Origin of the sequence: Arthrobacter citreus, assembly GCF_038405225.1 — a bacterium.
GTDB classification, from domain to species: domain Bacteria; phylum Actinomycetota; class Actinomycetes; order Actinomycetales; family Micrococcaceae; genus Arthrobacter_B; species Arthrobacter_B citreus_A.
On sequence record NZ_CP151657.1, the window covers coordinates 1622820 to 1635703 of the forward strand.

Annotated in this window: 15 protein-coding genes; 8 read left to right on the plus strand and 7 right to left on the minus strand. The window is 64.0% G+C overall.

Going from position 1 to position 12884, the window contains the following annotated elements; translation table 11 throughout:
* The first annotated feature begins 72 nt into the window (after window positions 1-72).
* Window positions 73-678, plus strand: a complete 606-nt coding sequence (locus tag AAE021_RS07455) for an XRE family transcriptional regulator (protein WP_342024981.1) — start codon at window positions 73-75, stop codon at window positions 676-678.
* Window positions 679-712: 34 nt separating this feature from the next.
* Here AAE021_RS07455 and AAE021_RS07460 read toward each other — a convergent pair whose 3' ends face one another.
* The 3 genes from AAE021_RS07460 to AAE021_RS07470 form a co-directional block, all read right to left on the minus strand.
* The gene (locus AAE021_RS07460; protein WP_342024982.1) at window positions 713-1663 is read right to left on the minus strand and encodes a zinc-binding dehydrogenase; all 951 of its coding nucleotides are present in this window, start codon (window positions 1661-1663) and stop codon (window positions 713-715) included.
* A 48-nt stretch (window positions 1664-1711) separates the two neighbouring features.
* Entirely contained in the window at window positions 1712-3235 is a 1524-nt protein-coding gene (locus AAE021_RS07465; protein WP_342024983.1) for an ABC transporter permease, read from the minus strand.
* 210 nt (window positions 3236-3445) lie between these two features.
* On the minus strand, window positions 3446-4204 hold the full coding sequence (locus tag AAE021_RS07470; protein WP_342024984.1) for a formylglycine-generating enzyme family protein: 759 nt from the start codon (window positions 4202-4204) through the stop codon (window positions 3446-3448).
* Window positions 4205-4261: 57 nt separating this feature from the next.
* Here AAE021_RS07470 and AAE021_RS07475 point away from each other — a divergent pair, with 57 nt between their 5' ends.
* Both AAE021_RS07475 and AAE021_RS07480 read left to right on the plus strand, forming a co-directional pair.
* Complete coding sequence (locus tag AAE021_RS07475) at window positions 4262-4837, plus strand: shikimate kinase (protein WP_342024985.1); 576 nt, start codon at window positions 4262-4264, stop codon at window positions 4835-4837.
* A complete protein-coding gene (locus AAE021_RS07480; protein WP_342024986.1) occupies window positions 4834-5385 on the plus strand; it encodes a hypothetical protein in 552 nt (183 codons plus the stop codon). The genes AAE021_RS07475 and AAE021_RS07480 overlap by 4 nt, the downstream gene beginning before the upstream one ends.
* A gap of 17 nt (window positions 5386-5402) precedes the next feature.
* On the opposite strand, the gene AAE021_RS07485 is transcribed toward AAE021_RS07480, so the two are convergent.
* Together AAE021_RS07485 and AAE021_RS07490 are read right to left on the minus strand one after the other, a co-directional pair.
* Entirely contained in the window at window positions 5403-5621 is a 219-nt protein-coding gene (locus AAE021_RS07485; RefSeq protein WP_152218478.1) for a hypothetical protein, read from the minus strand.
* A 30-nt stretch (window positions 5622-5651) separates the two neighbouring features.
* On the minus strand, window positions 5652-6062 hold the full coding sequence (locus AAE021_RS07490; RefSeq protein ID WP_342024987.1) for a hypothetical protein: 411 nt from the start codon (window positions 6060-6062) through the stop codon (window positions 5652-5654).
* 143 nt (window positions 6063-6205) lie between these two features.
* On the opposite strand from AAE021_RS07490, the gene AAE021_RS07495 reads away from it, so the two are divergent.
* From AAE021_RS07495 to AAE021_RS07515, 5 genes are all read left to right on the plus strand, one after another.
* The gene (locus AAE021_RS07495; RefSeq protein WP_342024988.1) at window positions 6206-6412 is read left to right on the plus strand and encodes a hypothetical protein; all 207 of its coding nucleotides are present in this window, start codon (window positions 6206-6208) and stop codon (window positions 6410-6412) included.
* A gap of 416 nt (window positions 6413-6828) precedes the next feature.
* On the plus strand, window positions 6829-7737 hold the full coding sequence (locus AAE021_RS07500) for a hypothetical protein (protein ID WP_342024989.1): 909 nt from the start codon (window positions 6829-6831) through the stop codon (window positions 7735-7737).
* Window positions 7738-7832: 95 nt separating this feature from the next.
* Entirely contained in the window at window positions 7833-9128 is a 1296-nt protein-coding gene (locus tag AAE021_RS07505; protein WP_342024990.1) for a DUF1254 domain-containing protein, read from the plus strand.
* Between the two features lie 12 nt (window positions 9129-9140).
* On the plus strand, window positions 9141-10589 hold the full coding sequence (locus AAE021_RS07510) for a SulP family inorganic anion transporter (RefSeq protein WP_342024991.1): 1449 nt from the start codon (window positions 9141-9143) through the stop codon (window positions 10587-10589).
* Between the two features lie 210 nt (window positions 10590-10799).
* On the plus strand, window positions 10800-11471 hold the full coding sequence (locus AAE021_RS07515) for a GAP family protein (RefSeq protein WP_342024992.1): 672 nt from the start codon (window positions 10800-10802) through the stop codon (window positions 11469-11471).
* Here the strand turns inward: AAE021_RS07515 and AAE021_RS07520 are convergent.
* Window positions 11468-11920, minus strand: a complete 453-nt coding sequence (locus AAE021_RS07520; protein ID WP_342024993.1) for a GNAT family N-acetyltransferase — start codon at window positions 11918-11920, stop codon at window positions 11468-11470. The two genes, AAE021_RS07515 and AAE021_RS07520, sit on opposite strands and share 4 nt — an antisense overlap.
* A complete protein-coding gene (locus tag AAE021_RS07525) occupies window positions 11917-12831 on the minus strand; it encodes a LysR family transcriptional regulator (RefSeq protein WP_342024994.1) in 915 nt (304 codons plus the stop codon). Before AAE021_RS07525 ends, AAE021_RS07520 begins: the two co-directional genes overlap by 4 nt.
* Window positions 12832-12884: the final 53 nt, after the last annotated feature.

Genomic DNA, 12884 nt, shown 5'->3' on the forward strand with positions numbered 1-12884 from the left:
GGCTGTCCTGCCAGTTTCGATCCGAGCGCAGCAAAGCAGCAATGTTTCTTGCTGGTATGGCAAACTCGAGTCATGAGTACAGACGAAAACGACACGCTCCGCGGAGTGGGCTCCCGGCTCCGCACCCTGCGGTCGGACCGCAACACCACATTGGCGGCGCTCTCGGCCGCCACCGGCATTTCCGTCAGCACGCTGTCCCGGCTGGAATCCGGGCAACGCCGGCCCACGTTGGAGCTGCTGCTGCCGCTGGCCAGAACCTACGGCGTGACGATCGACGAGCTGGTGGGCGGGCCGGCGACCGGGGATCCGCGCGTGCACATGCAGCCCATCAAACGCCACGGAGCAGTCATCATTCCGCTCACCGAAAAGGCCGGTGGCATCAGCGCCTTCAAGTACATCCTGCCGGCACAGCGCAAACCTTCAGTGCCGGACCCCCGCACCCATGAGGGCTACGAATGGCTCTACGTCCTCAGCGGCAAACTCCGGCTGATCCTGGGTGAGCAGGAACTGGTCCTGAAACCGGGAGAAGCCGCGGAGTTCAACACCCGCCTGCCGCATTGGATGGGCACCGCCGATTTGAACGCCGTCGAGTTCATCGCCCTGTTTGGCCCGCAGGGTGAGCGTGCGCATCTGCGGGCCAGACCGGCGTCGTCGTCCTCCTCCACAGCCGCCGGCTGACCGCCGAACGCGAGCCGTCCGCTCCCCGGAGCACTTAATAGATGGCGATAAAGCGCCCGACGACGCCGCCTGCCCGCAGCTTGTCGATGGCCTCCGGGATCTCCGCCTGGGTGATGACGTTCATGGGCGGGTTAAGCTTGCCGGACTTCATCAGCTCATACAGCGCCTCGAGGTCCTCCTTGGTGCCGGATTTGGAACCCTTGATGGATAGCTGGTTGATGATGATCGGGTACGTGTTGATCGTGGCCTCCAACCGGCCCATGCCCACCTGCACCAGTGTGCCGAATTCGGCCAGGGTCTCCACGCCGGCCGCCGTGGTGGTGCCAAAACCGGCATAGTCCACAATCAGGTCCAGGTTCTTGTCCTTGAACTCGGTGATGGATTCGGCCACGCCCGCCAGGCCGATTTCGTCGGCAAGCTTGCGGGTCTCGGAATTGATTTCAGCGCCGTACACCTCGGCGCCGGCCAGCACGGCAACCCGGGCACCGATGTAGCCCAGCCCGCCGAGGCCGATCACCCCCACCTTCATCCCCTCTTTGGCGCCGCCCACGGCCATAATCGCGTGGTACGCGGTAAGCCCGGCGTCGGTGGCCATGGCCGCGAGGTCAAAGGGCACCTCGTCCGGCAGGCGCACCAGGTTGTCATCGGTGGCCAGCAGCTTGGGGCCAAACCCTCCGTCCCATTTGCCGTAGCCGAGGGCGTCGCCGTCGCTCATCACGGGTGCAAGCCCCACCCGGTCGCCCACCTTCCAGTGCTCCATCCCCTCGCCCACCTCGGTGATCACGCCGGCATTCTCGTGGCCCATGGTGCGCGGAAGCTCGAAGAAAAGCGGCATCCAGCCGGGATCGTCCAGCGCGGTGACATCGGAGTGGCACACGCCTGCGGCCTTGACCTCGACGACCACCTGCCCGGGGCCGGCGTGCGGCTCGGGGACCTCCTTGAGCTGCAGCGGATTGTTGGTGCCGGTGAACTGCCAGGCCTTCATGGAATTGCTCCTTTTCGATTGTTCTTCTCCCCGGAACTCCGGGTCAGATCAGGTGCCCGCGTGCCGGGGCGCCGGGCCGGCTGCCGCAGAGGTGGATGGTGCCGCAGCGGCGGATGGTGATGCAGCGCCGGACCCTGCGGCCAGCTGCGCTTTCCGCGGGCCGAAAGCCCGCTCGTAGAGGACCGCAAAGATCATTGCCACAAGGACTGCGATGATGATGAGGATCAGCATTCCGATGATCCCGCTTTGCACTCCAGCGCTGGCATCGGCGTCGAAGTACAGCACCGCCCGGTTCGCCATGGTCATTTGGTACAACGGTTCGCCGCGGGCAATAAAACGGAAGAACCCGGGCAGCGCCTCCAGCGGCACCACGCCGCTGGCCGCGGGCAGGCCCATGAACACGATGTAGATCATGGACACAATCATTCCGGCGCTGCCCAGCACCGTGATCAGCGCGAACGCTACGGCCGACACTGTGACAATGGACAGCCAGGTGGTGAGGAAGTACCAGCCCCCGTGTGGGATGGGCATGCCGACGGCGGCGGCCACCCACATCATCAGCCCGGCCGTGGGCAGGGCTGCGAGGGCAACGATTCCCCACTTGGTGAAAAAGGTGACCCAGCGGGCCGGACGCACCGGCGGACCCAGGACAAAGCGCGGTCCCAATTCGATGGGCAGCACTCCCAGCCGGGAGTCCACCAAAAAGTGAATGGCCACGGAACCGGCAACTCCCACGATCATCAGCAGCACCGAGTAGAAGAACGCACCCATGCCCAGCGCCGTCCCTTCCGGCGGTGTTTCGTAGGCGGTGGTGGTGACCTGGAGGGGACTGCTCAACAGATCGGCGGACGTACCGGTCAGCTTCGGGGCCAGCTGTTGCTCGAGCTGCGTGGGCAGCTCGGCACCCGCTGTCCGGAGCTGCCTGTCCAGCTGGGCCTGTGCTGCGGTCTGGGCGGTTTGCGCCGCGGACGTCAGCTGCTCCCCCACGCTCTTGTTGGCCTGATCCAGCGCCGGGTTGACGGCGCCCGTCGCCAGGCTGCTGGCCAGCGGGCCGGCCAAAGGATTGGTGTACACGGTAACGGAGGGCCGGGACACCGGGGCCTCCGACAGTGTTCCGCTTACCAGCGCCAGCGCGTCCGCGGAAAAGGACTCAGGGATGACGACGGCGGCGTGGATCTGCCCTTTGCGCATCTGCTCCTGGGCGTCATCCCAGGACAGTTGCCTCAGGTCAATCTCGTCATTCCGGGAGAACCCCTCCCGCATTTGGTCAGTGATGGTGGCACCGAGGTCTTCCCGGCCGCCTCCGCCGGGCGATTCGGCGCCGGTGTCCTCATTCACGACGGCTATCGGAAAGTGGTTGAGGTGCGTGCCGGGGCTGCCCAGCCCGCCGATGTAGAGCGCGGTGCCGGTTCCGCCCAAGAGCAGAAGCACCAGCAGCGGCAGCAGCCACAGCCGGGGCGAATAATAGGGATGATGCTCCTTGGCGCGGCGGACTCGGCGGGTGTTGGATCCCGCATCTGTGTTGGAACCGGAGTCATTTTTTGAACCGGAGTCCATGGGGTGGGCGGGCATGGGGCTTACCTCCAGAAGCAGGAGTTCTCGCGCTGACCTACCTTTCGAGCGTATCGGCGGCGCCGTGCTGCGGATACCTGCCTGCCCCGAAACCGCTGGCCGGGGACACGACTCGCGCCGCCGCCGTCGTTGTTGGTTCCCGTTTTCCGGAGCCCGTGGCACGGCTGATGGCATACTCGGGCACATGATTTTCCTGCCGATCGCGGAGAATCACTCAGGCTCGTACGTAGAGAGGGGCGTCCAGCCGGACGGCAAGGGTCCCTTGAATGCTCCCCGCTCGGCGTCTGCCTGCGCTGACCAGCCTTGTGCCGCTTGGCCCGTGGAGAACTCCCCTTTGGCCACCCGGAGACCGACGTCCGGATGCTTCATTCCGGGGGCGCCGCCGCGGCGGGTGGATGCACGGACGCTCCACGGTTTATCGGCGAATCCGCCTCCCCGGAAAACCCGGTAGCTACCATAGCGGGCCGGGTCGAGGAAATCCCAGCACCACTCCCAGACGTTCCCCAGCGTGTCATGCAGGCCAAAGGCGTTGGGCAGTTTCAACCCGACTGCCTGAGGCCCTTCCAGCGCATCATCGGCTGTCCACGCGATGTGTTCGAGGGGTCCGTACTGTGGACCCCTCGTCCCTGCCCGGCAGGCATACTCCCACTCTGCCTCCGTGGGCAGCCGGTACCCGCCGGCTTCGGTCTGCCACGTCACGCTTTCCTTGTTTACCAGGTAGACGGGCGGAAGCCCGTCCCGAACCGACGCGGCGTTACAGAACATGACCGCCTCCAGCCAGCTCAGATTGACCGCGGGCAAACGGGCAGCTGAACCGCCCGCGCCCATAACCTGCGCGTAGCCGGCCTGGGTGATCGGAACAACGCCAATCTCGAACGGTTCGAGCTCCAGGCACCGGCGGAGTCCGCGCCGCGCGTCGTGCAGCTCCACCTCCCCCGCGGGCAAGGCTCGAAATTCGAGAGTAGTCATTCGGCCATGATTCCAGTCAAGAGAGCATTGGACGAGAATATGAGGCAGGATCAAAACATGTCTCCGTCACCTGCTCTTTTACTCATTGGCCCGGCGGCAGCTGGAAAATCGACCATCGGCACCCTAACCGCGGACCTCTTGGGTATTCCCTTTGTGGATCTGGATGAGATTGGTGCTGATTACTATGCCGAGGTTGATTGGAGTATCGACCGGCTGGTGCGGCGCTCAGATGAGGTGGGACGGGTGGCGGCCGAACGGGAGTGGGAACCCGCACGCGCCCATGCCGTGCGCAGAGCGGTGGAAGACTATCCGGACGCTGTGCTGGCGTTGGGTGCCGGGCATTCCTCCTACACCGACGCTGCCTGTTTTGCGGACGTACAGGCAGCCGCGGCCAAGGTCCCAACCGTGGTTCTGTTGCTGCCCAAGGGCGAGCGGGCAGGTGACCTGGCCGAGCTCAGACGGCGGTCCCTGACCACGAAGGGGACGGATTGGGTCAGTTCGGGGCACGACTTCCTGGCGGAGTGGCTCGATGATCCGGGAATGCACGCGCTCGCCACCGACCTGGTCATCACAGGCACCGACACTCCCCGGGAAACCGCCCTGCGTGTCGCCGGGCTGGTTCAAGCGCCGTGAACACTCCTCCGGAACACCTTCAGTCCCTCGACCCACATCCGCGCGCCATCGTGGAGTTCCTTTCGGCGGTCTTGGCGGAGCCTTGGCCGTCGATGAGCAACCAGTTCTGCACCTACTTTGAGCACCTTGGGTGCGAGCTCAAGCCAGCGGATGATCACAACGACGACGACGTACTGCTGGGAGTCACGCGCGGATCCTTCGTAACCCGCCGCATCACCACGAAGAACGCGTCCTGGATCGCTACGGACGGATCCCTTTTTAGTCTCAACTTCTTCGCCTACGAGAATGAACGGGATGTCGTCGCAGCCGTCAAGGCAGGATATGACGGCATCAGGACCGGCCTCATTCGGCTGTTCGGGCTCCCGCTCGATGAACGGCTGTCCCTGCACGACAATCGTTCCGCTGTCTGGTTGGTGCGGGACACTGAGATCGAACTGTATGCGCACATTGCGCTTGCCCCTGTGCTGCAGGTCGGTATCAGCCACAAGGACCGCAACGCTGTCTACGAAAGCCGCCTTGCCCGGTTGCCGGACAGGCCGACATCCTAGGCACTTTCCGCGTGCCGTTATTCCAGCGGTCCTTTGGCGGTACGCCGCTCGTGTCGGCGCCACAGACCAGACCAGACGCTGCCAACAGCAACAGCAACAAGAATAGTGATAGTCGTAACCCACCACTGCTGGGCTGCACCTGCAAATATTGGACCGACGATCATGCCGGCAATAAGTGCGCGGTAAAACCAGGTTTTGGACATTCCGAGATATCCCGGCTCCCTTTCAGTTTCCATCAGGTCAGCCTATTCGGCACCGGCAGCGAGTCAACTGGATGATTGATCGAACCGCGTTCTGCGGTTTACATACCCGCTGATATAGGTGGCCAGGAATGCAGCCGATGTACCGCACACGAGGACAAACCCGACCCCAATAAGAAGAACTGCCAGGTTCGACCCCAGGTGGGGAAGCAGCAGGAAGGCTGCGAGGGTAGCCGACATTCCCGCCCCCAGCCCGGCTGCTGCGCCGACAGACAGCCCCGGCCGCCCGCGGTGCGGCTTTCCCGCCAGAAGCAGCAGCCCTGTGGCTGCCCCAAGGAAGCTCACAAGACCGGCCCCGAATCCGACGACAGCTCCAATGACGCCAGCGATGACGGCGGCGCTCAGCCACGAGGATCCCGATCCCCAACCCACCAACTCCGGGTCAAAATGCGCCTGAAATTCCGAGATGACACTCACCGCTGCTCCAGCCAGGCCGCCTGCTGCAGCACCGAGCACCACGGCAACAAGACAGAGCGGGCCAAGAAACTTCCCCCGATCCTGAATAATTTAGTTCTCCAATCGAAACTCGTGACCTGCGGAATCACGCATAGGCATAATTTATGGTGACTCAACAGGCTAACCGGAATTCCGCTCCTTCCATCGTTCTGCCGCTGGCCTTCAGTTTGGTGGTGCTCATTCTCGGTTTGTCGGTGAGCGTCGCCACCGGGGAATGGATTGGGGTGATTTGTGCAGCGGGCCTGGTCGTGCTGCCGGCCGGAAGGTACGGCGCGCGGCGTCGGGCAAAGGCAACGGCAACAGACGGGTAGCCGGAAATGAAGCCGGCCTCTTCCTGGAGCCGCCGCCACCACACGGAGCTTTGTCCGTCTCACAGCCCTGCGCAGAAAATCACCGGTGTCTGCCCTTGGATCCGCACTCGCTCTGTGGTGGGAATGCCTATAATTAAATGATTCGGTTGTGTGGCCGTTGGCCCCTCCGGACGATCCAATAGATCCATTTCTGTTCCACTTGGTGATGTTAAGTGCCCCTCGTGCGTACTGGTTCCGAGTTCTCAAGGTCCGTAGCACCCTCCAACAGAGCACCACTGCCCTCGCGCGGCCTGCTCATTGATTGGGACCCCGCGACCTATCGGCAAACACTGGAGCGGTTTGCCGGGGAACAGCCGCTGGCAGTCCCGCCAACGCCGTCCGGGGCGGGCTCGCCGTTTCCCTTCCGTCTGAAGGTCTTGGACGCCGATGTTCCGCCGCCGATCATGCTGCATCCACGCTGGGAACAGGCTCTGACCGGATTCGTCCGGGAACAGGCCCGGGGTCTGCCGATGGGCGCCGGAAACCGCAATTACAAGGACCGCAACCCAAAGTGTGAGGTCGCTGTAGCCCTCACGCCTCTGCGTGTGCTTGCCGGGGAGCGGACTAATGAGGAACTTCAAGCCATTGCTTCGGGACTGGAACTGCCCTGGCTGCGTTCCTACCTTTCCTTCCGCCATGAGACCGCCATTCACTCGATACTGCGCATGTCGTCCTCCGAATTGGCCGCTGCGCTGCGGGAAACGGCCGACGCCGTGGACCGGGTCCAGCCCCTCGAAGGACCGGCGGCCGAAGCCCTGACCGTAGTACGGCGCCTGCAGCAGCAGTTCCCCCACGACCGGGGTATCCTGCTGGCCGTCTGCATGAAGCTGATCCAGCTCGATCCCGGCCATGCTGCAGTGATACCCCCGGGCTGCATGCACACCTATTTGTCCGGCCAGGCCGTGGTGGTTATGGGCATCTCCGATAATGCGCTGCATGCCGGTTTGACCAAGGGGTGCGTGGATCTCTGCGAACTGCAGCGGCTAACGTCCGCCGGACAGCCCCAGCCCTGCCCCCTGCCCGTGCTCGATGTCGGCAACGGCGAGCAGCGGATTCCGCTCTGGAGTGACGATCTGGATCTGCGGCGTGTGGTCGTGGGCGATGATCCCCAACCCGTACGGGTGGGGCCGTTCAGCGTTGTGCTGGCCGCGATGGAGCCTGCCGCCATCACCGTCAATGAGGTCACCGCGGACATGGAGCCCGAAGCAAAAATCCTGTACGCCGGGGAACCGGTTACGGCCACAATCACCGGGCCGGCCCAGCTCTTCGTGGCGTCAACGCGCTAGCCGCCCCCGGCCCGCCGCAGGATAATCAGGTTTGGGCCGTGCATTTCCTCGAGCACTCCTATCGGGCCCGATAGGAGTGCTCGGATACTGAACGTATGCCGAACAATGACATCGCTGCTGTACGCGCAATCGCTGCCGAGGCCTACACCTTCGGTTACGCCATGGTAGAGAACTACCGCACTCTGTACGAGCAGGCCGTGGATCTTGAGGATCCGCGCTCGGTCGGTGGTTTCGGACTGTTCCGCCACTACTCAGAGCCGTTCACGCCTGCAAACACCGACATTGTCACGCCCAACAATGACACGCCGTATTCCTGGGGCTGGTTCGACCTGCGGGCGGAGCCGTGGGTGGTCACCGTTCCGGCGATTGAGCGCTTCTACATCCTGCCGTTCCATGACCTGTACACCGTTTATGCCGGCTATGTCAGTTCGGCAACCACCGGCACGGGGCCCGGCCGTTATCTGCTGGCGGGGCCGTCCTGGTCCGGCGGCACACCCGAGGGATTTGATGGGGTCATCCATGCTTCGACCGGCGTCGTCGGATGCCTGGGGCGGACCGCTTTCACCGACGGTGACCTAGCGGCCCTGCGGGAGATCCAACACTCCTACGATGTTCGGCCGTGGCACGACTACGCCGGCACCGCCCCGCCGGCCGTTGAACCCGCCGACTGGCCGGAGTGGAACGAAGAGTCAGCAACAGGGCTGGGTTTCTATGACTATCTGGACATGCTGCTGGGATTCGCCCCGGTGCTGGACGAGGACCGCGAGGTGCGGGAACGGCTCGCGTCCATCGGGTTGGACGGCAGCGGGCGGTTCCGCACGCTAAAGCTCGACGACGCCACCCGCGGAGCCTTCACCCAGGGACTTGCTGAGGGGAAGGCCCATCTGGATCAGGTTGCAGGCGCTGCCAGCAACTCAACCGGCATGTTCGGCACCCGTGAAGAGATGGCAGGCGGCTACGACCGGCGCAACGTCGGCGCCAAGAAGGGCCTCTACGGGCTGCCGCCGGCCATCGCATGTTACGGCGGCTGGCTTGTCGACGCAGCCGGCAACCGCATCACCGGAGCGACCGACTACACGATCACCTTCACTTCGGACACGCTTCCCAAAGCACGGTTCTTCTGGTCAGCAACTCTTTACACCCTGCCCGAGCGTCTGCTGTCCGCCAACGAACTGGACCGCTACTCGATCGGAGACCGGACTCCGGGATTAATCTACGACGACGACGGGTCACTAACCCTCGAGGTGCGGCACACACGTCCGGCAGAGACGGCAGTACCGAACTGGCTTCCATCACCGGAAGGACCTTATACCGTCATCATCCGCGCGTACGGCGGCGACTCCGAGATCGTCGACGGAACATACCAGCTTCCCCCCATCGTTCCGGCCTGACGGACACCCCCCATGCAGCGACCGTTGGCGGGGCTCACCCGGCGCAATGCCGCCAGCGAGGCCGTCGCCGGCGTGACACTGCTGGCCATCGCTGTGCCGCTGAACATCGGGTACGCCCAAATTGCCGGCCTGCCGGCCACGGCGGGCTTATACGCCCTGGTGGTTCCAGGTCTCGTTTACGCTCTGCTGGTGTCATCGCGTCAAGTCGTCGCATCCCCCGATGCCGCGGCGGCAGCCCTCGTCGCCTCCTCCATCGGTGGCCTGGCAGTTGCAGGCAACGCCGATTATCTCGCCCTGGCCGGCGCACAGGCCATCCTCTCCGGAGCACTGTTCATACTCGCTGCGGTTTTTAAGCTCGGGTTCCTGGCCAACTTCCTGTCCAAACCGATACTTATCGGATTTGTTGGCGGGCTTGCGCTGGACATTCTCGTGAGCCAGCTCGCCAAAATGATCGGCGTCACGATCAACTCCGGTGGTGGGTTTGCCGAAAAGATCCGCGGGCTCCTACTGGGACTGCCGGCCCTCAACGGCTGGTCGGTGTTGCTCTCTGCCCTGGCAGTCACGGTGCTGATGTACGGACGACACTTGGCGCCCGCCGTGCCCTGGGCGCTCATCGTTCTGATCACCGCGACAACGGCTGTCGCAACGAGCGGGCTCGAGGCAGAGGGAGTCTCCGTCCTTGGCCCGGTCGACGCCGGACCTCCATCCCTTACCTGGCCGATTGTCGACTGGAACATGTGGCTTGTGCTCATACCGTCGGCAATCGCCCTGACCATGGTGACGATGGCGGAAGGACTGCTTGTCGCCCGCAGTTACAGCCAGAAGCGTGGTTACGGCACAAGACCCAACCGCGACCTGCTCGCGTTCGGTGCCGCCAATGCCGCGGCCGGAGCCACCGGCGGCTTTGCGGTCGGCTCCTCCACCTCCCGGACCGCTGCCATGGATCAGCTGGGCTCCCGGACACAGCTTCCCACCATCGTGGCAGCAGGGGGAACGCTGCTGCTCCTCCTGTACGGGACAGCCCTGCTCGAACACATTCCGTCACCGGCCATCGGAGCGATTGTCGGCGTCGCAATCCTGCCGCTGCTCGGCATCCGCGACTTCCTTATGCTGTGGCGGCAGGACCGCTTCGAATTCCTTATCGCCGCTGTCTGCTTCCTGGCCACCCTCCTCATCGGCGCCATTCCCGGCATCCTCATTGCCTTCGTGCTTGCCCTCGTCAACCTCGCCAGACGAGCCTCCACACCGGCCATCGACATCCTCGCCGTGGACGACGGGCCCGGCTCGTCCCTCCTTGACCCCGCGCCCGTCGGGTCACCCACGGCTCCGGGAGTGCTCGTCATCCGAATGGCAGCGCCACTGTTTTTTGCCAATGGGTCGGTGCTGACCGAAGCAGTTCAGCGAGCGGTGTCTTCGATCCCGGAGGTTCACCACGTCGTCATCGACCCCAGCGGTGACTGACGTCGATGTCACGGGTGCCGAAGCATTCGGCGCCCTTGCGGACTGGCTCTCCCGACGCAGGGTGGAATTGTCTTACAGCCGTCCCCGCCGGCGAATTGTCGATCGCATGAGTGCTTTGGGAATGGCCCGCGGCGCAACCTTCTACTCCACCAACAGGGAGGCACTCGCCGCTCTGGCTGACCCGTCCGCAGGACATGACCAGGAGAAACCATGACTGTTGTTATCGGAGAGATCCTTCCCCTCGCGCTCGGGATCGCTATCAGTCCGATTCCCGTCATCGCGGCGATCCTCATGCTGCTCTCCCCCCAGGCCCGCGGCACCAGCATCGGCTTCCTGATCGGTTGGCTGCTCGGCATCGTTGTCGCCGTCGTGGTTTTTACCCTGCTGTCCTCGATCATCCATCAAGGCGACAGCGACGAGTCAAAACCCATCGCGGGAATCATCAAGATCCTGCTCGGTGCCGGGTTGCTGTTCCTCGCAGTGAAGCAATGGCGGTCCCGGCCCGCAGAGGGCGATGAGCCCGCCATGCCGAAATGGATGAGCGCCATCGACACCATGACGCCTGTCCGCGGGCTAGCCCTCGGCGTCGCGCTGTCCGGCCTGAACCCCAAGAATCTTTTGATGGGCGTGGGCGCAGGCCTGTCCATAGGCTCGGCAGCTCTTGGCAGCGGTCAGGTGACCGTCACGGTCATCATTTACACCATCATCGCATCGGTCACAGTCGCCGGCCCCGTCATTGCCTACCTCGCTGCCTCCGCCCGTATGGCCAGCCCGCTGGAATCACTCCGCACCTGGCTGCTGCACAACAACGCAACCGTAATGACCGTGTTGCTGCTGGTCATCGGCGTGGTGATGATCGGGAAAGGCATTGGCTCGTTCTAACGGCTGAGGACCTTCTGGAACAGCACGTACTCGCCGTCGTCGCCCGTGCTCTCATACTCCGCGCCCTCGTACAGCAGGCGTGCCTGGTTGGTTCGGTGAACACCAAGCTCCACAACGCGGGCACCGCTGGGAGCGACCGCCTGTTCAAACGCCTCCAGGAGGAGCCGCCCGAGTCCTTCGCGACGACGGCTGCCGAGGACATTGATCGAAACCAGGGTTGCGGTGTCACCATCGATGCTCCACATCGCGTACCCGAGCGGGTTCCCGTCTGCATCAATGCAGAACAGCGTCCGGGGAAGGGAATCGATCCAGTCCGCCAGGTTTAGGTCCAGAGCAGCCAGCCACCCCTGATGGGCATCCGGCTCGATGGTCTCGATGTACTCCCGCTCCTGGCGGAAGATGAACGGCAGATCGCTTACTTCCGCGGGTCGAAGGCGTGGTGTGCTCATGACCCCGAGCATCCCACATCGTCCACCTGCATCCGTCGAAGGGCGTCAACAACCTGTTGGACTGCGGTCCGCTGGAGGGCTTCCGGCCGGCAGAGGATGTCAACGCGCCTGGCTAACGGCAAATCACGGATCGGCTTGAGGACAATTCCGCTGCCGGGCGGCGGGGACGCGGTGTGGCGGGGCATCAGCGCGATGGCCGGGCCGGCCGCCACGACTGCGGCGGCAATGAAGAACTCGTTGATCCGGTGCGTGATGTTGAGGGGCTGACCGGCATGGACGGCAATGGCCTGCAGGGCTGGCAGGAGAGGAAAACCGTCCTGAACGGACACCCATTCTTCATTGGTGAGGTCGGCGATGCTGACGCTTGGTGCGCCGGCCAGCCGGTGCCGGCCCGACATGGCGACGTCCAGGGGCTCGCGCAGCAGCGGCCGGACGGTGACCGAGTCGGGCCACGGTGGACTGTGCTCGAGGCGGTGCGCGATAACCAAGTCGTAATCGGCGGTCAGGGCCGGGAAATCCTCCTGTCCCACGTCCCTGTCGTAGCAGGTCAGCCGCGGGCTGCCAGGACCGGACAGGGCCTGAAGGAGGGGGCCAAAGTAGGTCAGGCCGGCACTGTTGAACGCACAAAGGCTCACTGTCGCGCTGGGATCCTGAAGGTACTGGCTGACGGCCTGCTCGGCGGAGTGCATCGCGACGCTGATGTCGACGGCAGCTCGGGCCAGCGCCTGACCGGCACTGGTCAGGACGAGATTCCTCCCCCGCCGTTCGGTCAGAGGAACCTCTACCCGGCGCTGCAGCGCCGTGAGTTGCTGCGAAACCGCCGATGCCGAGACATGAAGTGAGCGGGCGACGGCGGCCAGGCTGCCGCGGTCGCCCAGCTCCCTCAGTAAACGCAACTGATGAAGATCCATAAGGACAACCTAAACCATTAGTTCACCGATTGCCCTCTTGTCTTACCGATGTG